Origin of the sequence: Methylosinus sp. sav-2 (genome assembly GCF_004366495.1) — a bacterium.
Classification (GTDB): Bacteria; Pseudomonadota; Alphaproteobacteria; order Rhizobiales; family Beijerinckiaceae; genus Methylosinus.
This window is the reverse complement of record NZ_SOEJ01000016.1, coordinates 18055-43481: the sequence shown is the minus strand read 5'-3', so window position 1 is coordinate 43481 and position 25427 is coordinate 18055. Positions and strand designations below refer to the sequence as shown.

Here is a 25427-nt window from a genome sequence, read left to right as displayed (position 1 = left end):
AAATTCAGCTATGATCGACTCGACCCTCTTGCGGGGCGTCTCCGCCTTGGTTCTTCTGCTTCCCTCTATCGCCGCCCGCGCACAGGAGGCGCTCCCGACAATCGATGTCGCTGGGGAAGCCAAGCCGTCTGCCGTCCGCGGCGCCTTGGGACCCGCGGCGAAGGAGACCGGCTACGCTCGGTCTTCCGCCGTCAGCGCCACCAAGACCGATGCGCCTCTGCTCGACACGCCGGTGTCGGTGCAGATCATCCCGCATGAGGTGATCGTCGACGAGCAGGCCCTGAGCACGATGGAGGCCGTCAAGAATGTCAGCGGCGTGCAATCGTCGCCCGGCACTTATTATGACCGCTATATGATTCGCGGCTTCAACATGCCTGCGACCTGGCGCAATGGTCTGAAGCTCCAGAGCCTCATCGGCGGGGAGGAGATCGCTTTCACCGATCGGGTCGAAATCGTCAAAGGGCCGGCTTCCGTGCTCTATGGGCGCCTCGAGCCCGGCGGCTTCGTCAATGTGGTGACCAAGCGTCCCCAGGAGGAGTTCAAGGCGGAGGCCGAGACGAAGTTCGGCAGCTGGGGATTGTCGCGCACCACCGTGGATATAACCGGCCCCGCGAATGACGAAAAAACTCTGCTCTACCGCGTCATGGGCGCATATGATCACGGCGACTCTTTCACCGATTTCGAGCACCATGACAATGGCGCGGTGGCGCTCTTTCTGACGTTCAGGCCGACTCAGAACTTCGAGTTCAACACTCAGGTCGAGCATTATCAGAAGAAGCAGTCGCAGCCGGACGGGCTCGGCAAAGTTCCCGTCAACACGCTTTTCGACGACAATGGTCGGCCCGTGGTCATTCCGGGCTTCAACGATCGTCCGCTGAATCTGTCGAGGCGCTTCTCGGTCGGCGACCCTGCCCTGTGGAGCGACTTTCCCTATGTCGTGCATCGAACCGTCGTCGGTTACGACTGGTCCTTCAAATTCGACGACAAATGGAAGATCACCAATCGCTTCCATTTTGTCACGAATGACGAAAATCAGACCGGCTTCTTTTCTTACGGCGGGTTCGACGGCGTAAATGTCGCGAGGACTTTCAGCAATTACCAGTATCAGCGACGCATCGTCGCGACCAATCTCGATTTGACTGGCGAAATACTGACGGGACCGATCAAGCACAAAACCTTGATCGGAGTCGACTGGTATTCCTATCAGGACGACTCGTTCGGCATCGACGCCGCCGGCACGCCGACGTTGCCGCTCAACGTCTATGCGCCGACCTATGGCAATTTGAACGGCTATTTGCATTATCTCGCCGATACGGGACGAGGAAATGCGTTGTTCCGATCCCGCGAGCGAGACTTCGGCGTCTATGCTCAGGACCAGATTTCTTTCTGGGACGATCGCATTCACGTCCTGCTCGGCGGCCGTTGGGACAAAGCCGAGGTCAATTATTCGCATGTCTATGGAGAGGCGGATGCGCCATGCTTCCCTGCTTGCACCGCCTATCCGCTGGATCACTTCGCCGATAAGCCGAAGCTATCGCCTCGCGTCGGCGTCTTGTTCAAGCTCGCGGACGACACATCGATATTCGGCAGCTATGTCCGGTCGTTCGGCACGAATAATGGCGTGTCGAGCGGCGGAACCATATACCCGCCAGAAGAAGCCCTGCAATGGGAGGCGGGGATCAAGAAGATCTGGCTCGATGGGAGGGTGACGACGAGCGTCTCCTTGTTCGATATCACCAAGAAAAACGTTCTGGAGCCGGATCCCGTCAACCCCAGCTTCAGCCGCGCCGCAGGCACTGTCGCCAGTCGAGGAATCGAGGTCGACGTGGCTGGAAATCTGACCGAGAATCTGAGCGTGATCGCCAGCTATACGTTCGATTCCGCGAAGATCGTCGACGATCTCGGCAATGGCAACGCCGGCAAGCGCTTCAACAGCGTCGCGCCGCATGTCGGAAATATCTGGGCGAAATGGGATACGGCGCCGGGCGTGCAGGAGGGTTGGGAGTTTGGAGGCGGCGTCTACGCCACGGACGATCGCTGGGGCACGGACGCCAACACATGGAAGCTCCCAGGCTATGTCAAGCTGGATGCGATGGGCGCCTATCGCACCGTGATCGAAGGGCATAAGATCAAGTTTCAATTGAACATCAAGAATCTGACCGACCGACGGTATTTCGAATATAGTGATCGCGTTCAATCCGCCTATTACGCCGCGCCGCGCACCTTTATCGGATCAGTGAATTTTCAGTGGTGACGAGCGGCGTTCGGCTCTGGAGAGGAGGGAGGCCTTGCGTGGCTTTTTCGTCTTTCTGCATCGCTGGGCCGGACTCGCGATGGCGGCGTTTCTCGTCGTCGTCGGCCTGACCGGCAGCCTGCTCGCCTTCAATACGGAGCTGGAGCGCGTTTTCGCGCCCCGGCTCTTCGCCACGCCGCGGACCGATGCGGCGCCGCTCGATCTCGCGGCTCTGGCGTCTCGGGCCGAGGCGCAGGTCCCTCGAGGCCGCGTGACCTCCGTGACCTACGCCGAGCCCGATCAGGTCTCGATTTCCTTCGCGCCGCGGCAGAATTCTCAGACGAACGAGCCGTATGATCTCGGCTTCACGGAATTCTTCGTCGATCCATGGACTGGCGCGGAACTCGGCCGACGTAGGCGCGCCGATCTCTCCGAAGGCCTCGTCAATCTCATGCCCTTCATCTACGATCTCCACTGGCGCCTCATGCTCGGCGGCGTCGGACAGCTGATATTGGGGATCGTGGCGACGATCTGGACGATCGATTGCTTCGTGGCCTTCTTTCTGACCCTTCCGCCCACGACGAAGTCCTTTCTGCGGCGCTGGAAGCCGGCATGGCTCGTCAAGCGCAACGCCGGCTTCTACCGCCTGAACTTCGATCTCCACCGCGCGGGCGGCCTCTGGCTATGGGCGGCGCTGTTCGTCTTCGCCTGGTCGAGCGTGATGATGAATTTGCGGCCCTTCGTCTACGAGCCGGTGATGCGGACTTTGTTCGATTTCCGCTCGTCGATCGATCTCTACCTATCCTTGCCGCAACGCGCCTACCGGCCGCCGGCGCTCGACTGGCCTGCGGCGCAGGGAGCCGGCGAGCGGCTCATCGCCGAGCAGTCGGCCCTGCGCGGCTTTACATTCGGCAATGCCTTGGCGCTCTCCTATCTGGAAGAGGCGAACGCCTATCTCTATGAGGTCCGCGGCAGCCGCGATCTCTTCGAGCGATCGCCCAAAGGCGGCGCGACGTCGGTGATGTTCGACGGCGACGATGGCCACTTGATCGAAGCGTCGCAGCCCACTGGCGAGCATATCGGCAATACGATCGAGAGCTGGCTCTACGCGCTTCACATGGCGCGCATTTTCGGCATGCCTTACAGGCTCTTCGTCTGTGCGCTCGGCCTCGCGCTCACGGCGCTGTCGGCGACGGGCGTCTACATCTGGTGGAAAAAGCGAAGAGCCCGCCGCCTTCATGCGCAACGCGACTCGGCCAAGGCGCCGAAATCGGTTGCGCTCCGATCCTCGGAATAACGAGCCTCGCGCGCGCTTCGCGAGCTGAAATCGCGAGCCGATCTCCGACGAGAACGCTTTCGACGCACGAGTCGAACAGCGCGCGCGCTTTCTGGCGCGAGGCGATGCGCGGCGCGCTGGCGTCTTCCGCCGCGTAGCGGCTGACGCTTTCGGCGAGCGCCGCTGGGCGGCGATGAAGTCCACGCATCCGAAAAGCAATTTCTGAAATTTCGTTGGCATGTTTTGCGAGACCGATCCGTCTAACTCTGTGAACGAACCGAACGCGGTTGCAGCCTTCTGCAAGACTGCGACAGCGAGGCGCGATGTCGTCGGAGCCAATTCTGTTCGTGGAATATTTCGGCCGCGTCGTGCGCAGCTCATTGTGAGCGCTGCAGGCGAACGACAATTCGGATCGAGAGGAGCTTGCTCATGGATCGGGACGACGAGGATCGCACGACCTACACGGTCGTGATCAATCACGAAGAACAATATTCGATATGGCCCGATTACAAGCCAGTTCCCGCCGGCTGGCGCGCTGTCGGCAAAACCGGCCCGAAAGCGGAGTGTCTCGCCTACATCAAAGAGGTGTGGACGGATATGCGTCCTTTGAGCTTGCGCCGGCAAATGGCGGAAGCTCAGTCGGAAGCGTCCTGAGCCTGTCCTGTCGCCGATCGTCGCGAGCACGGTCGCCTCGGGACGACGCGCGAATTGCGCGTGCGGACTGCGGTCGCAAAAGATCAGAGAGTAGGAGCGGGAATGTCGAAGGCCTACCGCGTCGCTGAGCTGGACCGTCTGTCGCCTGACGATTTCGCGAAATTCTACATTCGCCCCGCGCGGCCGGTGGTCGTGCGAGGCGCCTTGAAAGAATGCGCGGCCCTCTCCGACTGGACCTTCGATTATCTCCGTCGGCACGCCGGCGGCTCGAAGACGCCGCTGAAAGAATGGACCGCTTCCGGGGTCAAAATATCTCATATGCCTTTGGCCGATTATCTGGATGGTTTGGAGCTCTATGAAAGGCGCTGTGCGGCGGGCGAGCAGGTCGGAGAGAGGCCGCTCTATCTGCACGACATTCCATTGACCAGCGTGTTTCGTAACGCGAACGCTGATCTCGCGGCCTTTCCTCAAAGCTACTTTCCGTCCTGGTACGGCGCCGACTGGCCCAAATTCGCCCAGATGTTTCTCGGGCCGTCGGCCAGCCTCACGCCGCTGCATTTCGACTGTCTGCTGACTCACAATTTGTTCTTTCAAGTCTCGGGCAGGAAGCGCTTCACGCTATTTCCTCACGACGATCTGCAGCGCTGCTACCCCTACAATTGGCGCTGGTGCAAAGTGGACGTGGAAAATCCCGATCATGAGCGCTATCCGCTCTACCGCGACGCGCGAGGCGTCGAGATCGTGATCGGCCCCGGCGATCTGCTCTACATGCCGCCCGGCACGCTGCATCATGTCAGAAGCCTCGACTGCGCTTTGTCCTTCAACGTCGATTGGCACACGAAAGGCAGCGCTCTGAAAGGTTTGCTGGCGGCTATGCGCGGCATGCCTCTCCAGAATGTCTACTACAATGCGCTGATCGCTTTCGGCATGTGGGCAGGCGTCCCGTCGAAGCGCGTCATGCCCTTTTACAAATCCTATCTCAGCTACGTGTCGTGACCGATCGGCGCTGCGCGCCACGATCGGGAAAGTGCAAAGGAAACGCCGAAAAATGTCGATCGTTCTCGATGGCGTCCGAAAGGCCGAGCTTCCTCTCGCGGCCCGAAATCTCGTCGATCTTTTGCGTATCCGCGCCGCCGAACAGGCGACGAAGCCGGGCTATGTCTTTCTCGACGATGGCGAGAGAGAGGGCGCGCGCCTCAGCTATGCGGATCTCGATCGAAGAGCGCGGGCGATCGCGACGCATTTGACGGCGCTGGGGCCGACAGGCGCGCGCGCGCTGCTGCTCTATCCGCCGGGTCTCGACTATATCGAGGCCTTTTTCGGTTGCCTTTACGCAGGCGTTATCGCCGTCCCCGCCTATCCGCCATCCGGCCGGCATCTGCAAAGGCTGCAATCGATATTCCGCGACGCGCGACCCGCCGCGATCTTGACGACGGAGGCGCTGCGTCAACGGTTCGAGAACGAGGCCGGCGAGCAATTGGCGCGAATTCCTTGCTCTTGGACGGCGACCGATGTGATCTCCTCCGAACAGGCGGAAGCGTGGCGCGCTCATGCGCCCGAGCCAGACCAGATCGCTTTCCTGCAATACACGTCGGGCTCGACCGGCGATCCCCGCGGCGTGATGGTCACGCATGCCAATCTACTCAGCAACCAAGCGCTCATCAAAGAGAGCTTCGGCCATGACGAGCGCTCAGACCTCGTCGGATGGTTGCCGCTCTATCACGATATGGGATTGATCGGGAACATCCTTCAGCCGCTCTATATCGGCGCCACCGCCTATCTGATGTCCCCCATGGCGTTCCTCGAAAAGCCGCTGCGCTGGCTGAAGGCGATCTCCACTTATCGGGCGCATACGAGCGGCGGTCCGAATTTCGCCTTCGATCTCTGTGTGCGCAAAATAAAGGAGGAGGAGAAGCGCGACCTCGATTTGAGCCATTGGCGCATCGCCTTCAGCGGCGCTGAGCCGGTGCGCGCGTCGACGCTCGATCGCTTCGCTCGGGGTTTCGCCATTTCCGGCTTTCGGCGTGACAGCTTCTATCCCTGTTACGGCCTCGCGGAGGCGACGCTAGTCGTGACGGCGCCGACGCGCGACCGGCCGCTTCCCATCGTCGAGGTGGATCGGCAAGCATTGGAGGCGCGTCGCGTCGCTCCGTCGCAAGGCGCCAAATCCACGGCCGTCGTCGGCTGTGGCCACGGCTGGCCGGGATATGACGTTCAGATCGTCGACCCCGAATCGACGAGCATCTGCGCCCCTGGCGAAATCGGCGAAATCTGGGTCGCGGGGCCGGGCGTCGCGCTGGGCTATTGGAACAGGCCGGACGATACGGCGCGCGTCTTCGGCGCGACGGTCGCCGAAGGGGATGGGCGCGCCTATCTGCGGACGGGCGATCTCGGCTTCCTGGAGCGGGGAGAGATTTTCGTCGCCGGCCGTCTCAAGGATCTCATCATCGTCGCCGGCCGCAATTTTCATCCGCAGGACATTGAATGTGTGATCGACGAACAGATCGAGGGGTTGCGGCGCGGCTCCACCGCGGCCTTCCCCGTGACCATCGACGATCGAGAAGCTCTCATTGTCGTGGCGGAGCCGGATCGCTCGCACCTGGGCGCATTGGAAAATAGCGGCGGCGAGGCGCTGTTTCGGAACATTCGCACTTGCGTCGTCAATGAGATCGATGTCGAGCCGGCGGATATCGTGCTCGTGCAGCCCGGCTCGGTCCCGAAAACGTCGAGCGGCAAGCTTCGGCGGGCGGAGTGCCGGCAACGTTATCTGTCTGGAGAACTGCGGACGTTGGCGCGCGCGCATTCCGCCGCGCCGTCATCCGCCGCCGTGGCAGAGCAATCCAGCGCGGAGCGGGCCGACGCGTTCCTGCGCGAGGCGCTCTCCTATCTGGCGCCGGCGCAAAAAGCTGCGCTTCTCACACGTTTTCTCATCTCCAGAGTGGCGCGATCGCTTGGGGCGCCGGAAAGCGATTTCAGCCCCACGACTTTGCTTTCGCGAAGCGGGCTCTCGTCGCTGCGGGCGATCGAAGTGAAGCATTCGCTCGATTCCGCGCTCGGGATCGAAACGCCGATCGGCGTTCTGCTCTCGGATGCGAGCTTTGCGGAGGCCGCTGAAGCGCTCGCCCGGCTCGCCGACGACGACGCTTCATCCGCACGCGAGGTCGCGCTGGCGCCGGACCCGCGCGCTCTGTCGCACAGCCAGCACGCGATGTGGACGGTCCATCAGCTCGACGCAGCGAGCAACGTCTATAATCTGCATCTCGCGCTCGATATCGACGGGCCGTTGGATTTTGCCCGCTTCCATCGGGCGCTGTCGTCGGTCGTCGAGCGTCATGCTCAGCTTCGCACCGTCTATCGCTCCGGCTCGGACGGCGTCACGCAGGAAGCGCTTCCCCTCGAAGAGTTGGCAGATTGGTTGCGCCGGGAGGACGCGACGGCCTGGACGTCGGCGGAGCTGGAGGGCGCGCTGTCGCAGGAAGCGCGGCGTCCGTTCGATCTCGACGCGCAAGCTCCGTTTCGGATCGTCGTCTACAGCCGAGGCGATGGCGGCTCGACCCTCTTATTCGTCGCACATCATATCGCTGTCGATTTGTGGTCATTGCTGCTTCTGGTCTCGCAGCTCGACGCGGCCTATCTCGCGCCGGAGGCGGGAGACGGCTTTGCGCCGCCCGCGAGCGGGGACTACGCCGAATTCACGCGTCGTGAAGCAAATTATCTCGCTTCCCCTGCCGCGGAGCGGGATTGGAGCTATTGGAGCGATCAGCTTCGCGGCCCACTGCCTGCGCTCGAATTGCCGACGGATTTTCCGCGCCCGTCCGTTCCCGACTATGCGGGAGGATCGGCGCCGCTGCGGCTCGACCACGAGACGACCCATAGGCTGAAAGAGCTGGCCAAGCGCGAGGGCGTAAGTCTTTTTTCGCTGCTGCTGGCCGGCTATTTCGCGCTTCTTCAACGCGTGACCGGGCAGCCCGATCTGGTCGTCGGAGCGCCCACGAGCGGCCGCTTGGGTTTGGAGACGATCGGTCTCGTCGGAAATTGCGTCAATCCTGTCGCGCTGCGGGTGCGGGCGCTGCCGCAAGACAGCTTCGAAGGTCTGTTGCGCGCGACACACGCAACGGTGCGAGGCGCGCTCGAGCATCAGCAATTCCCATTTCCGCTGATTGTCGACCGCCTTCAGCCCGAACGCCATGAGAACCAATGGCCGATCTACCAGAGCTGGTTTGTTCTGCAACAGGCGCAATCGGAGGCGCCGGCGGAATTCGCCGCTCTCGCGCTCGGTGAGGATGGCCCTTCGTTTTCTTTCTGTGGGCGCACAGCGAGATCGTCGACCCTGCGTGAGCGCGTGGAGATGTTCGACCTCGCGGTGATGGCGGCCGAGGTCGATGAGGAGCTGCTGCTGTCGTTTCAGTTCAAGACGCAGCTATTCGCCGCCGCCACAATCGAGCGCCTGGCGCGCCGCTACCGAGCGCTGCTCGACGGCATTCTGGACAATCCGCAGGCGCGCATCGGCGATCTTCCCATTTTGGAAGAGGCCGAGCGCGGCGAGCTGATATTCGATTGGAACGACACCTCGGCGGAATTTCCGCGCGACTTGTGCGTCCATGAGCTGTTCGAGGCGCAGGCGCAGCGCAGGCCCGACGCTGTGGCGGCGATCTTCGGCGACGACACTCTCACCTATGGCGAATTGAACGCGCGGGCGAACCGGCTGGCGCGCCATCTCGTCGGGCTCGGCGTCGGGCCGGAAGCGATCGTCGGCCTGTGTGTCGAGCGTTCGCTGGAGATGGTGGTCGGACTGCTCGGCGTTTTGAAAGCGGGCGGAGCCTATCTGCCGCTCGATCCAGACTATCCGTCCGAGCGTCTCGCCTACATGATCGCCGACGCCTCGCCGCGTCTCGTGCTGACGCAGCAGCGTCTGGCGGAGCGTCTTCCTGTGGGGACGCCGCTTCTGCGACTGGACGCGGATCGGGAGCAGTTCGCGCACGAGAACGCCGAAGCGCTCAGCCGCCGCGCCACGCCGCAGAATGTCGCCTATGTCATCTACACATCGGGGTCCACAGGAAAGCCGAAGGGCGTCGCCGCGCCGCATGGCGGCGTGGTCAATCGCATCGATTGGATGCAGAAACGCTACGGCCTGACCGCCGATGATACGGTCCTGCAGAAGACGCCGTTCGGCTTCGACGTCTCGGCATGGGAGTTTTTCTGGCCGCTGCAGGCCGGCGCGCGCCTCGCGCTCGCTGCGCCGGACGATCATCGCGAGCCTGCGCGGCTGGCGGAGCTCATCCAACGCCATAGCGTCACGACGCTGCATTTCGTGCCGTCTATGCTGCGGGCGTTCTCGAGCGTCGTCGACATGGCGACGCTGCGCTCGCTGCGGCTGGTGATATGCAGCGGCGAGGAGCTTCCCGCTGCGGCGGCGCGGCGCTTTCATGCCGCCACTGCGGCGGAGCTTCACAATCTCTATGGCCCGACCGAAGCATCGATCGACGTCAGCGCCTATCGATGCGCGCCGGACGACGATAGCGAGCGAGTGCCGATCGGCCGGCCGATCTCGAACATTCAGCTCTATATTCTCGATGCGGGTTTCGAGCCGATTCCGGTCGGCGTCGCCGGAGAATTATGCATCGGCGGCGTCGGCCTCGCGCGCGGCTATCTCGGCCGCGCCGATCTGACGGCCGAGCGCTTTGTCGCGAACCCTTTTGTCGCGGGGGAGCGCATGTATCGCACCGGCGATCTCGCGCGCTGGCGGCGGGATGGGAACATAGAGTTCCTCGGGCGGCTCGATCATCAGGTGAAAATCCGGGGTTTTCGCATCGAGCTGGGCGAGATCGAGGCGGTGTTGCAACGTCTTCCCGATGTGCGCGAGGCGGTTGCGCTCGCATGGGCGGACGGCTCGGGCGACAAGCGGCTCGCCGCCTATGTGACGAGCGAGGGTGAGCTGGACTTTGGCGCGCTGAAGATAGCGCTGCGGCGGGAGCTGCCGGATTATATGGTTCCGCAGCTTTTCGTTCGTCTCGAGGCGCTGCCGCTGACGGCGAGCGGCAAGCTCGATCGCAAGGCGCTGCCGGACCCCGATCCCGACGCGCAATCGCGCCGGAACTATGTCGCGCCGCGCACGCCGACGGAAGAGACGCTGTGCCGCATCTTCGCCGATGTGCTCGGCGTCGAGCGCGTCGGCGTCGACGATAGTTTCTTCGAGCTCGGCGGCGACTCGATTCGCGCCATTCAGGTTGCGAGCCGGTTGCAACTGGCCGGATATGAGCTGACGCCGCGTCAGCTATTCCAATATCCAGCCGCGAGCCTGTTGGCGTCGGAATTGACGCTCGGCGCAGAGGCCTCTCCGATATCCGATGTCGAGCGCGCGCTCGCCCAATTCACATCCCCCTTCGCTCTTGCGGAGCTGGAGGCTGATGACATCGACCGCATCGTGCGTCGGCACGGAGATGTCGAGGACCTCTATCCGCTGACGCCGATGCAGGAAGGCATGCTGTTTCACGCCCTGTCCCAGACGGGAACGGGTCTATACCATATGCAGGAGCGCTACGAGATAAGAGGGCCGCTCGACATCGAGGCTTTTGCTGCCGCTTGGCGCCGCGTGGTCGATCGTCATGCGAGCCTGCGGACCTCTTTCGAATGGGACCTGAAAGGCCGCGCTCATCAGGTGGTTCACAGCCACGCCACTCTGCCGGTCGACATCCTCGACCTCCGACATTTATCCAATGCCGATCAATCGTCAAACATCGACCAATTGCTGAGCAGCGAACGCGAGCGCGGATTCGATCTCGCGACTGCGCCGCTGATGCGCATCAAGATCATCCGAGTCGACGACGACCGGCACATCTGCGTGCGCAGCTTCCATCACATCATCATGGACGACTGGTGCACATCGCCGCTGCTGCTCGACGTGCGAAAGCATTATGCGGCTGGGTTGGCAGGGCAGGCCGTCGAGGCCGAGCCGGCGGGACAATTCCGGGACTATATCGCCTGGCTGCGAACCAAGGACATGGCGTCGGCGGAGAGCTTCTGGCGCAGCTATCTCGACGGATTTTCGGAGCCGACGCCACTCGTGGGCGCCAAAGCGATCGAGATTCGGGCCGACGCCGCCGCTTCCGTCGACGACGTCATCGTGACTCTCTCGGCGGAGGATCGGAAAAAGCTCGAAGCGCTCGCGCGCCAGCACCGCTTGACCGTCAACACCTATGTTCAGGGCGCGCTCGCGCTGCTGCTCGGCCGATATGCCGACGTGGATGAGGTCGTGTTCGGCGTGACGGTCGCTGGTCGTCCGATCGATCTTCCGAGCTCAGAAACAGCATTGGGCCTGTTCATCAACGGATTGCCGCTGCGTGTGCGCATCCGTCCAGATCAGCCGATCATCGATTGGTTGAAAGAGATAATGTCCAGCAATTTGGAAATGCGTCAGCATGAGTTCGTCTCTCAATCGATGATCCAGAGCTGGAGCTCCATACCTCGCGCCGACGCGCTGCTGTTCCAACATCTGCTCACTTTCGAGAATGCGCCGATCGACCCCAGCCTGCGCGGAGAAAAGGAGATACTCGATATCGATCTCCTGCAGCTTCGCGTCCACACGAATTATCCGATCACCTTCGTCGCCATTCCAGGCGAGACGCTCACGCTTCGCCTCACTTACGACCGCGATCGTTTCGCGGCGTCGACGGTCGAGCGTATGGCTATTCATTTTAGGCGCGCTCTCGAAAAATTGATCGCAAAGAGCGACCGCCGGGTGAGAGACGTGCAGCTTCTGCCCCCGGCGGAGGGTCATCGAGCCGCAGTCGAATGGAACGAGACGGATCACGACTATGGCGAGCCACTCGATCTCGTGCGACGCTTCGAGGCGCAGGCCGCGCTGCGTCCGGACAGCATCGTCGCCGCCTGCGAGGGCAAGACGCTGACCTATCGCGCGCTCGACGAACGCGCGAACCATATCGCAAGCGCATTGGTCGAGGCGGGCGTCGGCCGGGACGACATTGTCGCCTTGTGGGAGACGCGCGGGCTGAACTTTTTGGCGACTATGCTCGGCGTCTTCAAGGCTGGCGCGGCCTATCTTCCGATCGATCCTGCCTATCCAGATGGGCGTATTTTGCAAGTGCTGAAGGAGGCCGAGGTCGAATGGCTCTGGGCCGGGAAGAATCATCTGGCGCGCGCGAGCGCGCTCTGCGCGGATCTCGATGAGGCAGAACGGCCGCGTCTGATCGAGCCGATGACGACATGCGCAGCTGCGACGATGAAAGCGCCGCGACACAACGGGCCGCGCAATCTCGCCTTCGTCATCTTCACCTCGGGCTCCACCGGCAGGCCGAAAGGCGTAATGGTCGAGCACAGAGGCATGTTCAACAATCTGATCACGAAAGAACGCGTCCTTGCTCTGACCTCGGATGACGTCATCGCGCAGACGGCGTCGCAATGCTTCGACATTTCTGTTTGGCAGTTCCTCACGGCGATCGCCATCGGCGCGCGGGTCGAGATTTTCCCCGATGATATATCGCGCGATCCGCAACGACTGCTCGATGAGATCGATCGTCGAAAGGTGACAATACTCGAAGCCGTGCCGTCGATGATCAAGGCGCTGCTCGATGTGGCGGAAGACGACGAAAGACTGGTTCGACTCCGGTGGCTGCTGCCTTGTGGGGAGGCCTTCACGCCGGAATTATGCCGGCGCTTCATGGCGCGTTTCCCGAATATTCGCCTTTTGAACGCCTATGGACCGGCGGAATGCTCGGACGACGTATCCTATTATCCTATCGAGTCGTCGCCCGAAGGAGACGATCTCAGCGTTCCGATCGGCCGGCCTGTCGACAACACACAGCTCTACATTCTGAATCGGCGCCTCGATTTGGCGCCGGTGGGCGTCGCCGGCGAAATCTGCGTCGCCGGCGTTCAGGTGGGCCGAGGCTATCTCCATCGTCCGGACTTGACCGCGCAATCCTTCGTTCCCGACCCATTCGGGCCACCCGGCTCGGTCCTCTATCGAACCGGCGATTTGGGACGCTACCGATCGGATGGCGTCATCGAATTCCTGGGCCGCGTGGATCATCAGGTCAAAATTCGCGGACATCGGATCGAGCCGGGGGAGATCGAAGCCTGTCTCGTCACCCATCCGCGCATCGAAGAGGCTTGTGTCGTCGCTCGCCGGCTGTCCAAGAATTTGTATGGGCTGATCGCTTATGTCGTCGCGCCGCAGCTGGATGCGAGCTCTCTTCGAGAGCATGTGTTGCAGACGCTGCCGGAATTCATGGTTCCGAGCGCCTTCATTTGCATGGAGTCTCTGCCGCTCACGTCCAACGGCAAGGTCGACCGCAAGAAATTGCCGGACGTCGACGCCTCCGCCCATGTCTCGCGCGTCTATGTCCCGCCACGCAACGCGACCGAAGAGATTTTGTGCAAAATCTGGTCGGAGGTGCTCGATGCGCCGCGCGTCGGCGTCGAGGACAATTTCTTCGAGCTCGGCGGACATTCTCTGCTCGCGATTCAATTGCGTTCGCGCATTCGCGCCGCCTTCGGCGTCGAAATGCCTTTGCCCGCGGTGTTCGACGCCGCAACTGTGGCGAAGCTCGCCGAGCGCGTCGAAGATCTGATCCTTGCAGACATCGAAGAGCTGAGCGACGTCGAAGCGTCTCGGCGCGCGCGAGAGACGGTGGAAGCTCGCGCCTGAGGGCGCGATCCCGCCTTCAGGAACGAGTCATCCGGAGTGGACACCTCATGGACATGATCGAGAGTCGGCGAGAGCAGCAGGATAAGAAAGCACGCCTTTCTCCGGGCAAGCGCGAGCTTCTCGAGCTTCGCTTGCGGGGGCGCGCTTCGCTGCAAATGACTCAGAACGATATCGCTCCTCGGCCGCCGGGCGACAATCCATTGTCGTATGGTCAGGAACGCATCTGGTTTCAATGCCAAGTGTCGCCCAATCCCGCTTTGTTCAACATCGCGCTGCTGGCGCGCATTGGTGGGGCTCTCGACGCGGGGGCGTTGCAATCGAGTCTCGCGGAGATTATTCGCCGTCACGAAGTGTTGCGCTCCGGCTTCGCGAGTAACTGCGGCGTTCCGCGGCTCTTCTATTCATCCGATGCGGATTTTTCCTTCGAACGGATCGATCTGCGCAGCCTCGATGAAGAGGCGCAAAATAGTGAAGTTCGGGCGCTGTCACACGCCGAGGCGCGCAAGCCTTTCGACCTGGATGCGCCGCCGCTGATGCGGGCGACATTGCTCATCTTGGGGGACGAACGGCATGTTCTGCTGCTAACGATCCATCACATCATATGGGATGGCTGGTCCAGCGGACTGCTGATCCAGGAAATTGCGCAGCTCTACGAAGCGGCGATGAAGGGCGCGCCGAATCCGTTGGCGCCGCTGTCCGTGCAATATGGCGATTTCGCCTATTGGCATCGTCGCCTGATGACGAGCGAGGCGGGCAGAAAGCAGCTCGACTATTGGGCGAACAGGCTCGCCGGACTTCCCGATCTGTTGGCGCTCCCGACCGACCGGCCGCGCGCGTCCAAACAAGCCAACCGCGGCTCACGCTATTCATGGACTCTGTCGCAAGAGGCGCTCGCGGGACTGACGGAGCTCGCCCGACGGACGAACACCACGCTGTTCGTCGTCTTGGTGTCCGCCTTCAAGACCTTGCTTTATCATTACAGCGGCCAGACAGACATCGCGGTCGGCACCACCATCGCCTATCGCACGCATCCAGAACTGGAACGCTTGGTAGGATTTTTTGCGAACGCTCTGGTTCTGCGCACGACGCTCGACGACAATCCGAGCTTCGAGACATTGCTCGCGCGTGTGCATGAGGCCGCCGTCGGCGCTCAATCGAACCAGGATGCGCCATTCGAGACGCTCGTCGAAAAATTGGCGACGAAGCGCGGCCTCAGTCACAATCCTCTGTTCCAAGTCGCGTTCGTTCACCACAATATTCCGATCGAGCGGCTGACGCTCTCAAATCTCACCATCGACGTCGAGGAAGTGAGCACGGAGTCGGCGATTTTCGATCTCGTTCTGCATGTCTTCAACGAAGCGCCGGGGCTGCGGCTGCGTTTCGAGTTTGATGTGGGCCTGTTCGACGATGCGACCATCGCCGCAATGGCGGGGCATTTTACGGCTCTTGTCCAAAACATGCTGGAGGCCCCGACGCTGCGCATCGCCGCGTTGAGTCTTTCGGATTCGGCGGAACGGTCGCAGATCATCGCCATGTCGGAAGGCGCATCCCTCCAAACAGTCACGCCGGAGCTGATTCATCACTGGCTCGGCAGAAATGCCCGTGCAGATCAGCTCGCCGTGTCGACGTGCGGCGCGGCGCTGACGTATGGCGAATTATCCGCCCGCTCCAATCGGATCGCGCACTGGCTACAGCGCCTGGGCGTCGGCCCCGACGTGCCTGTGGGCGTGCTTCTCGAACCCTCCGTCGAGCTGGTGGCGGCGATCGTCGGCGTGTCGAAGGCGGGGGGCGCATTCGTGCCGCTCGATCCGGCCTATCCGCCCGGACGGATCGACTACGTTCTGTCCGATGCAAAGGCGGGCGTGCTGCTGACGACGCAGGAGCTGGCGTCGAAGCTCGGCGACATTTCGATCCCGATTGCAATTTTGGATCAGAAGGTCCTCGACGCTATGCCGGACGTTCCCGTCGTCTCGAGCGTCGCGCCTGAAAACATCGCCTATATCATCTACACATCTGGCTCTACGGGCCGTGCGAAAGGCGTGATGGCCACGCATCGCAACGCGGTGGCCTCGACGCGCGCGCGCGCGGGGCATTACGCCGAGGCCGTCACCGGCTTCCTGCTGTTGTCGTCCATTTCCTTCGACAGCTCATTGGCGGGGCTGTTCTGGACCTTGTTCCAAGGCGGGCGGCTGCACATCCCGTCTGAGACGATGCGCCGCGACCCGGGCGCGTTGATGCGTCTTGTCGAGCGAGAGTCGGTCTCGCATCTCTTGTGTCTGCCGTCATTCTATTCCGCGCTGCTGCAGGTGACGACATCGAAAAGCGGCGCATCGCTGCGGTGCTGCATCGTCGCTGGCGAGGCTTGCAAGCGCGACGTCGCCGACCATCATTTTGCGAAGCTGCCGCACGCCGCTCTCTTCAATGAATATGGACCGACCGAATGCTCCGTTTGGAGCACGGTCCATGAAATCGCCGAGGATGAGAACCGGTCCGAGCCGGTGAGCATTGGGAGGCCAATTCCCGGCGCTCGGACTTATGTCGTCGGGCCGGACGGCGAGCTGTCGGCCGCGGGCCTTATCGGCGAGCTACATATCGGCGGTCCGGGCGTAACGCGAGGGTATCTCGGGCGGCCTGAATTGACCGCGGAGAGGTTCGTTCCCGATCCCTTCGGCGGCGGTGGCGAGCGACTCTACAGGACCGGGGACCGCGTAAAGCGCCGCCGAGATGGCGGGCTGGAGTTTCTCGGCCGTTTCGACGAGCAGATCAAGCTGCGCGGCTATCGCGTCGACCCTCGAGAGATCGAGGACGTCTTGTCGTCGCATCCCTCGGTTTCGGACGCTGCAGTGGTCGTGCCCGCAGAGAAGGAGGGGAGCGCCAGGCTGATCGCCTATGTCGTCGCCGAAGGCGATTCGGGCGAGATCGAATCCGCGCTACGGCGGCATGTCGCTCAGAATTTGCCGGCTTTCATGGCGCCAGAGGTCATCGTCGCGCTGCCGGCCATGCCACGACTTCCGAACGGGAAAGTCGATCGTTCGGCGCTGTTGGAGCCTGCGGCCGTCGCCACGGAGCAGGATTTGGAACGCGAGGGCCACGCCAGCGCGATCGAATTTCTTCTCGCCGACATTTGGCGCGCTGTGCTCGGCGTGGAGGAGATCGGCCGCAACGACAATTTTTTCGATCTGGGCGGCAATTCATTGTCGGCCATTCAAGTCGTCGCGCGCGCGCAGCAGCTGTTCGGCAAAGACATTCCGATCACGACGCTTTTCGAGGGAGGGACTCTCGGCGAGCTCGCCGGGGAGATCGAGGGCGCCGCTGGCGCGGACGCCATCAACGAAAAGCTGAGCTTTCTGCTCGCAGAGATCGACCCGACCGCCGAGCTGGACGCCGTCGTTCGTGGCCTCGGAAACGAAGGGCCGCAGCATGTCTGGTGAGATCCGTTATGCTCTCGCGGAGAGCGCATGTGTGGAACCGCTGGTCGGACGCTGGGTGGCTTGGCCTCATGTGATGGCGCCGGTCACGCAGAGCCTGCATCTCCTGAACTACCAGATCAAAACGATCGGCTCCTATCTCGGCAACCCGGCGATTCACGAGATCTCCTGCCGCAATCCGAAGCTCTTGGGCGGCGCTTTCGTCGATGTGCCGGCGACGCGCCTATCCGAAGTTCGAGACTTCTTGGCCCTGACCGAGGAGACGTTTTCGGACAATCTGGCTTTCGCGCGCAAGCTGATCGAGTTTCACAACAAGCTCGTCGCCGAAGCGAAGGGCGAAAGCCTCGAGGACTGCTACCAGAGGATTCCCGAACCGCTGCGCGGCTATGTCGAGCTTCTCTACGACTACTATAACCGGCCGATCGTGCGGCCGCTCGAAGGGCTTCTCTACAAGAGCGGGTATTACAAGAAAGAGGCGCAGTCGTTGCGTCTCTTCCGTCAGGAAACCGATCTCGAACGGCCCTATTATATGAGCACGCCGAGATTGTCTGGAGACGATTCGCTCGATTGGACCGTCGCCTTCGACGATCCCAGAATCGACGAATTGTTCCGTCTGGACCAGGAGCCGAAATCCTTCGACGAGATCAGATCCTTGCTGGACGCTCCGGCGTCGCAGGATGCGAAGCTGCGCGCCATTTTGCGAGAGACCGACGGCGCCATTCGCGCCCCGTGGAGCGGCGACGAGGTTCGTGTTCGATACTTCGGGCATGCCTGCGCCCTCGTAGAGAGCGGAGGCGTTTCGATCCTCATCGATCCGCTGATCGCCGCGCGGCCCGAGCAGCATGACGTCGAACGCTTCAGCTTCGGCGATCTGCCCGAAAGAATCGATTATGTTCTCATCACGCACGGGCATCACGATCATTTCGTCATCGAGTCGTTGTTGCGATTGAGGCACAAGATCGGCACGCTCGTCGTGCCGAAAAGCTCGGGCGTTTTCTATGGCGATCTGTCCCTGAAGCTTCTTGCGCGTCAGCTCGGGTTCGCAGATGTCCGCGAGGTGGACTACCTCGATGAATTCGCCATTCCCAATGGGCGGATCGTCGCCGTTCCATTCCTGGGGGAGCACAATGATCTGCCTTCCGCGAAAGCTGCGTATTTTCTGCGTCTCGGCGCGCGTAGCCTGCTTTTCGCCGCGGATTCGAATTGCCTCGATCCAGAGATCTACGCACATCTGCTTCGTGAGACCGGCCCCATCGACACACTGTTCGTCGGAATGGAATGCGTCGGCGCGCCGTTGACGTGGGTCTATGGGCCGATTTTGCCCAACAAGCCCGAGCATCGACACAGTCAGGGACGCCGCTCGAATGGCTGCAACTCTAGCGCCGCGCTGGAGCTCGCGCGCGCGGTGGGTTGTCGGTGGGTATTCGTCTATGCGGTCGGGCGCGAGCCCTGGGTGCGATACCTCCTCGCTCTCACTCCCGCCGACGACGACGTGTACATGGTGGAGATCGCCAAATACATCCGGTCGCTGCGCGATGAATTGGGCGTCGGCGCGGAGCTTCTCTTCGGCCGAGCCGAAATCCTGATTTAACGCGCGAGCCTGGAAGAACGATAATGGCTGAGCTGGTCGAGCGCTTGTCGCGCCTTTCTCCTGAAAAATTGCAGCTGTTGCGGACGCGACTGAAGGATGAGTCGGAATTCGAGCGTCCGATCGCGGCCTCCTGCGGCGCAAAGAAGCTGCTTTCCTACGCACAGCAGCGCCTATGGCTGCTCGACCTCATCCAACCCGAGAGCGCCGCCTATAATAACGCCGGCGCGTTTCGCTTTATCGGCGCATTGAACATCTCTGCATTTTCATGGGCGGTGAATGCGATCGTGGCGCGTCACGAGACGTTGCGGACGCGTTTTTCGGTGGTCGATGGCGAGGCGGTTCAGATCGTCGCGCCCTCGCTGGAGTTCGCCTGTCCCATCGTCGATCTGAGCAGTCTCGAAGCGGACACGCGCGCCGCCGAGGCGCGGCGTCTCGTCGAGGCGGAGGCGCGGCGCCCGTTCGATCTGACGCAGGGTCCGCTGCTGCGCGTCCTCGTCATCGATCTCGGCGTCGGCGATGCGGCTGGGGCTCGCGAGCATGTGGTCGCCTTCACGCTGCATCACATTGTGTCCGACGGCTGGTCGACCGACGTGCTGATGCGCGAGTTCGCCGCGCTCTATGATGCGCGCATCGCCGGCCGTCCGTCGCCACTCGCCCCGCTTCCCATCCAATATGCCGATTACGCCGCCTGGCAGCGCGACTGGCTGCGCGGCGAGCTGTTGGAGCGCCAGCTCTCCTATTGGCGGCGGACGTTGTCGGATGCGGCCTTGGTTCTGGAGCTGCCGACCGATCATCCGCGTCCGGCGGTTCAGGACACCGCCGGCGGCATGCATCGTTTCGAGATTCCGGCGACGGTCGCGGATCGGCTGAAGGGCCTGGCCCGGGAGCAGGGCGCGACGCTGTTCATGCTTCTGCTGGCGGCGTTTCAGCTTCTGCTGTCGCGTTACAGCGGGCAGAAGGACATTTGCGTGGGCGTGCCGGCGGCCAATCGGCGTCGGGTGGAGCTCGAGGGGCTGATCGGCTTTTTCGTCAACACGCTGGTCTTGCGCGCGGACCTCTCGGGCGAGCCGAGCTTTGTGGAGCTTCTGGGGCGAGTGCGAGAGGCGGCGCTGGGCGCGCAGGAGCATCAGGATCTTCCCTTCGAGCGTCTTGTGGAAGAGCTGCAGCCGGCGCGCGACATGAGCCGCAGCCCGTTGTTTCAGGCGATGTTCGTCTTTCAGAACGCGCCGGCGCGGGTGTTTTCTCTGCCCGGTCTGCGGATCGAGACTCTGGCGGCGGACAGCGGAACGTCGAAGTTCGATCTCACCTTGGAGCTCGCCGAGGTCGAGGGCGGGTCGATCGCATCGATCGAATACGCCGCGGCGTTGTTCGAGCCGGCGACGATCGCGCGCATGGCGGATCATTATCGCAGGTTGCTGGAAGGGATCGTCGCCGATCCGCGGGCGCGCATCGGGGCGTTGCCGATGCTGAGCGAGCCAGAACGTCGGCGGCTGTTGATCGATTGGACCGATACGTCGGCGGATTTTCCGCGCGAATTGTGCATTCATGAGCTGTTCGAGGCGCAGGCGCAGCGCGCGCCCGACGCTGTGGCGGCGATCTTCCGCGATGACTGTCTCACCTATGGCGAATTGAACGCGCGGGCGAACCGGCTGGCGCGCCATCTCGTTGGGCTCGGCGTCGGGCCGGAGACGATCGTGGGTCTGTGTGTCGAGCGCTCGCTGGAGATGGTGGTCGGACTGCTCGGCGTTTTGAAAGCGGGCGGCGCCTATCTGCCGCTCGATCCGGACTATCCGTCCGAGCGTCTCGGCTACATGATCGCCGACGCATCGCCGCGCTTGGTGCTGACGCAGGAGCGTCTGGCGGAGCGTCTTCCGGCGGGGACGCAGATTTTGCGGCTGGACGCGGATTGGGAGCTGATCGCGGACGAGGGCGCGGGAGCGCTCGGCCGCCGCGCGACGCCGCAGAATCTCGCCTATGTCATCTATACCTCGGGGTCGACAGGAAAGCCGAAGGGCGTCGCCATCGCTCACGTCAATACGGCCGCGATGCTGCATTGGGCGAAGGACATTTTCATTCGTCCCGGCGCGTCGACGATGCTGGCGTCGACATCCTTGTGCTTCGACCTGTCTGTCTTCGAGCTGTTTCTGCCATTGAGCTTCGGCGGCGCCGTGGTCGTTGTGAAAAACGCGCTCGAGATCGCGGGGGTGGCCGGAGCATACGCGGCGCATCTGATCAATACAGTGCCGTCGGCCATGGCGGAGCTCTTGAGGATCGACGCGCTTCCGCCGTCCGTCCGGATCGTCAATCTGGCCGGAGAACCTTTTCCGCCGGCCATGGCCGAATCCTTGGGGAGCCGCGAGAGTCTCGACGGCGTGTTCAATCTCTACGGACCATCGGAATGCACGACCTACTCCAGCTACATTCGCTTGCGTGAGGAGGATTGGCGCAATCCGCCGATCGGCCGTCCGATTTCGAATACGCAAATCTTCCTTTTGGACGACAAGCTGGAGCCTGTTCCGGTGGGCGTTTCCGGGGAAGTGTATATTGGGGGGGCAGGGGTGGCGCGCGGCTATCTCGGTCGCCCCGACGTCACGGCGGAGCGCTTTGTGCCGGACCCGTTCGGCGCGCCCGGAGAGCGGATGTATCGCACCGGCGATCTCGCGCGTTGGCGAGCGGACGGCAATATCGAGTTCCTCGGGCGGATCGATCATCAGGTGAAGATCCGGGGCTTTCGAATCGAGCTCGGCGAGATCGAGACGGCGCTGCGTTCTTATGTGCGTGAGGCTGTCGTGCTCGCGCGTGCGGACGCCTCGGGCGATAGGCGATTGGTCGCCTATCTGACGGGGGAGGGGGAGCTGGACATCGGCGCGTTGAAGACAGCGCTGCGACGAGAGCTACCTGATTATATGATCCCTCGCCTATTCGTGCGTCTGGAGGCGCTGCCGCTGACGGCCAATGGCAAGCTCGACCGTAAGGCGCTGCCTGATCCTGATCCAGACGCGCAACCGCGGCATGATTATGTCGCGCCGCGCACGCCGACAGAAGAGACTTTGTGCCGCGTCTTCGCGGATGTTCTCGGCATCGAGCGCGTCGGCGTCGAGGACAATTTCTTCGAGCTCGGCGGTCATTCGCTGAAAGCGGTCCGTGTGATCGACCAGTTGCGCCGGCGCGGGGTGCGCGCCGACGCCCGCATGCTATTTGTCGCGCCGACCCCAGCGGCTCTGGCGCTTGCGTTAAACGACCGGCGCGAAGTGATCGTTCCGCCGAATCTCATCCCGAGCGCCGGCGGCGACATCACGCCGGAGATGGTGACGCTCGCAAGCCTCTCTCGAGCGGACATCGATCACATCGTTCGATCCGTTCCCGGCGGCGCCGCCAATATTCAGGACATTTATCCGTTGGCGCCGCTGCAAGAGGGCATATTGTTTCATCATCTGATGAGCGCCGACGGCGACCCTTATCTCATGCCGGTCCAGCTCGCCTTTCAGTCGCATGAGGCGACGAAACGCTTCATCGACGCGCTGCGAGCGATGATCGAGCGAAACGATGTGCTCCGCACGGCGGTCCTTTGGGAGGGGCTGCCGGAGCCGATGCAGGTCGTTTGGCGTCACGCGACGCTGAACGTCGACTATGTGAACGTCGAGTCTGCGGAGGAGATGCGCGCGCGTTTCGATCCTCGCCATACCCGTCTCGACGTCCGCACGGCGCCGCTGATGCGGGCGGTGGTCGGTCATGACGAAGAGAACAGCCGTTGGCTCCTCCTCCTCCTGACGCATCATCTAGCGTTGGACCACGCCACCCTCCAATTCCTCGTGGCGGAGGTGCAGGCGTATCTGTCGGGGCAGAGCCATCTTGCGTCGGAGCCGACTCCCTTCCGGAATTTCGTGGCGCAAGCGCGCTTGGGCGTAAGCGCCTCGCGGCATGAAGCGTTTTTTACGTCTCTGCTGGGAGATGTCAGCGAGCCGACGGCGCCCTTCGGGCTCGTGGACATCCAAGGCGATGGCGCTATCGCGGAGGCGAAGCTCGCCCTTTGCGCGAGCCTGGCGCAGTGTCTGAGGGATAGCGCCACGAGGCTCGGCGTCAGCGCGGCGAGCCTGTTCCATCTCGCTTTCGCTCAAATGCTCGGCAAGCTGACGGGGCGTCAGGATGTGGTCTTCGGCTCGGTGCTGCTCGGTCGGATGAGCTGCGGCGGCGGCCGCGCTCTCGGGCTTTTCATCAACACTCTACCAATGCGGATAAAGCTCGGGGAAGGAAGCGTCGTCGATTGCGCGCGAAACGCGCATCTGTTGCTGGCGGATTTGCTCGAGCATGAACATGCGTCGCTCACTTTGGCGCAGCGATGCAGCAAGGTGACGGCGCCGACGCCATTGTTCTCCGCATTGCTGAATTATCGTCACAGCGATCCTGACGACGCGCGCTCATCTGCTATCGAGGGCGCTGAGCTGATCTTTGCGGACGAGCGCACGAATTACCCGCTCACGCTTTCTGTCGATGATTTCGGCGAGGCCTTTCTGCTCACGGTCCAAGCCGCGGAATCCATCGATCCGGCGAAAATTTGCGATTACATGCGAGTCGTTCTCGACGCTCTCTCGAGCGCTCTCGAAAAGGCGCGGGCCACGCCGATACGGGCGCTCGATATTCTGACCGCCGCGGAACGCGGTGAGCTTATATTCGATTGGAACGACACCTCGGCGGATTTTCCGCGCGACTTGTGCGTCCATGAGCTTTTCGAGGCGCAGGCGCAGCGCACGCCCGACGCTGTGGCGGCGATCTTCCGCGACGACGCTCTCACCTATGGCGAATTGAACGCGCGGGCGAACCGGCTGGCGCGCCACCTCGTCGGACTCGGCGTCGGGCCGGAAGCGATCGTCGGCCTGTGTGTCGAGCGTTCGCTGGAGATGGTGGTCGGACTGCTCGGCGTTTTGAAAGCGGGCGGAGCCTATCTGCCGCTCGATCCAGACTATCCGTCCGAGCGTCTCGCCTACATGATCGCCGACGCCTCGCCGCGTCTCGTGCTGACGCAGCAGCGTCTGGCGGAGCGTCTTCCTGTGGGGACGCCGCTTCTGCGACTGGACGCGGATCGGGAGCAGTTCGCGCACGAGAACGCCGAAGCGCTCGGTCGCCGCGCCACGCCGCAGAACCTCGCCTATGTCATCTATACATCGGGCTCCACAGGAAAGCCCAAGGGCGTCGCCGCGCCGCATGGCGGCGTGGTCAATCGCATCGATTGGATGCAGAAGCGCTACGGCCTGACCGCCGATGATACGGTCCTGCAGAAGACGCCGTTCGGCTTCGACGTCTCGGCATGGGAGTTTTTCTGGCCGCTGCAGGCCGGCGCGCGCCTCGCGCTCGCTGCGCCGGACGATCATCGCGAGCCTGCGCGGCTGGTGGAGCTCATCCAACGCCATAGCGTCACGACGCTGCATTTCGTGCCGTCGATGCTGCAGGCCTTCTCGAGCGTCGTCGACATGGCGACGCTGCGCTCGCTGCGGCTAGTGATATGCAGCGGCGAGGAGCTTCCCGCTGCGGCGGCGCGGCGCTTTCATGCCGCCGCGGCGGCGGAGCTTCACAATCTCTACGGCCCGACCGAAGCATCGATCGACGTCAGCGCCTATCGATGCGCGCCGGACGACGATAGCGAGCGAGTGCCGATCGGCCGGCCGATCTCGAACATTCAGCTCTATATTCTCGATGCGGGCTTCGAGCCGGTTCCGGTCGGCGTCGCCGGAGAATTATGCATCGGCGGCGTCGGCCTCGCGCGCGGCTATATCGGCCGCGCCGATCTGACGGCCGAGCGTTTTGTCGCGAACCCCTTCGTCGCGGGGGAGCGTATGTATCGCACCGGCGATCTCGCGCGCTGGCGGCGGGATGGGAACATAGAGTTCCTCGGGCGGCTCGATCATCAGGTGAAGATCCGCGGCTTTCGCATCGAGCTGGGCGAGATCGAGGCGGTGTTGCAACGTCTTCCTGGCGTGCGCGAGGCGGTTGCGCTCGCATGGGCGGATGGCCCGGGCGACAAGCGGCTCGCCGCCTATGTGACGAGCGAGGATGAGCTGGACTTTGGCGCGCTGAAGATAGCGCTGCGGCGGGAGCTGCCGGATTATATGGTTCCGCAGCTGTTCGTTCGTCTCGAGGCTCTGCCGCTGACGGCGAGCGGCAAGCTCGATCGCAAGGCGTTGCCGGACCCCGATCCCGACGCGCAATCGCGCCGGAACTATGTCGCGCCGCGCACGCCGACGGAAGAGACGTTGTGCCGCATCTTCGCCGATGTGCTCAGCGTCGAGCGCGTCGGCGTCGACGATAGTTTCTTCGAGCTCGGCGGCCATTCGCTCACCGTGATGCAATTGGTCGCGCGCGTGTCGAACATGCTGAATGTCAGTCTGCCGATTTCTCTCGTGTATCGGAACGATAGGCTCGCGGTCCTCGCGGAGACCGTGGATCTGATGAAGGCGCTGAACCCATCCCACAGCGATCGAGCTTCGTCGGCCGCCGCTTTCGAAGAATTCGAAATATGAACGCCATGGAGCTCATGTGCGAGACCCATTCTCGACGCATATTGGTCCGCCTCGATGATGGTC

General features: G+C 62.6%; 8 protein-coding genes. All 8 read left to right on the top strand.

Going from position 1 to position 25427, the window contains the following annotated elements:
* Positions 1–10: 10 nt before the first annotated feature.
* The 8 genes from EDE12_RS18575 to EDE12_RS18540 all read left to right on the top strand — a co-directional run bounded on the left by EDE12_RS18575 (position 11) and on the right by EDE12_RS18540 (position 25364).
* Positions 11–2254: a TonB-dependent siderophore receptor gene (locus tag EDE12_RS18575; protein ID WP_024881755.1), complete on the top strand. Its 2244-nt coding sequence runs from the start codon at positions 11–13 to the stop codon at positions 2252–2254.
* A gap of 34 nt (positions 2255–2288) precedes the next feature.
* The gene (locus EDE12_RS18570; protein ID WP_036290553.1) at positions 2289–3530 is read left to right on the top strand and encodes a PepSY-associated TM helix domain-containing protein; all 1242 of its coding nucleotides are present in this window, start codon (positions 2289–2291) and stop codon (positions 3528–3530) included.
* A gap of 408 nt (positions 3531–3938) precedes the next feature.
* Positions 3939–4163: an MbtH family protein gene (locus EDE12_RS18565; RefSeq protein ID WP_024881757.1), complete on the top strand. Its 225-nt coding sequence runs from the start codon at positions 3939–3941 to the stop codon at positions 4161–4163.
* A gap of 102 nt (positions 4164–4265) precedes the next feature.
* The gene (locus EDE12_RS18560) at positions 4266–5159 is read left to right on the top strand and encodes a cupin-like domain-containing protein (protein WP_024881758.1); all 894 of its coding nucleotides are present in this window, start codon (positions 4266–4268) and stop codon (positions 5157–5159) included.
* Between the two features lie 52 nt (positions 5160–5211).
* Positions 5212–13830: a non-ribosomal peptide synthetase gene (locus EDE12_RS18555; RefSeq protein ID WP_051592388.1), complete on the top strand. Its 8619-nt coding sequence runs from the start codon at positions 5212–5214 to the stop codon at positions 13828–13830.
* Between the two features lie 155 nt (positions 13831–13985).
* Entirely contained in the window at positions 13986–17261 is a 3276-nt protein-coding gene (locus tag EDE12_RS18550) for a non-ribosomal peptide synthetase (RefSeq protein WP_166671893.1), read from the top strand.
* On the top strand, positions 17251–18849 hold the full coding sequence (locus EDE12_RS18545; RefSeq protein ID WP_026598237.1) for an MBL fold metallo-hydrolase: 1599 nt from the start codon (positions 17251–17253) through the stop codon (positions 18847–18849). Before EDE12_RS18550 ends, EDE12_RS18545 begins: the two co-directional genes overlap by 11 nt.
* Positions 18850–18872: 23 nt before the next feature.
* Entirely contained in the window at positions 18873–25364 is a 6492-nt protein-coding gene (locus tag EDE12_RS18540; RefSeq protein ID WP_051592386.1) for a non-ribosomal peptide synthetase, read from the top strand.
* The last annotated feature ends 63 nt before the right edge of the window (positions 25365–25427 follow it).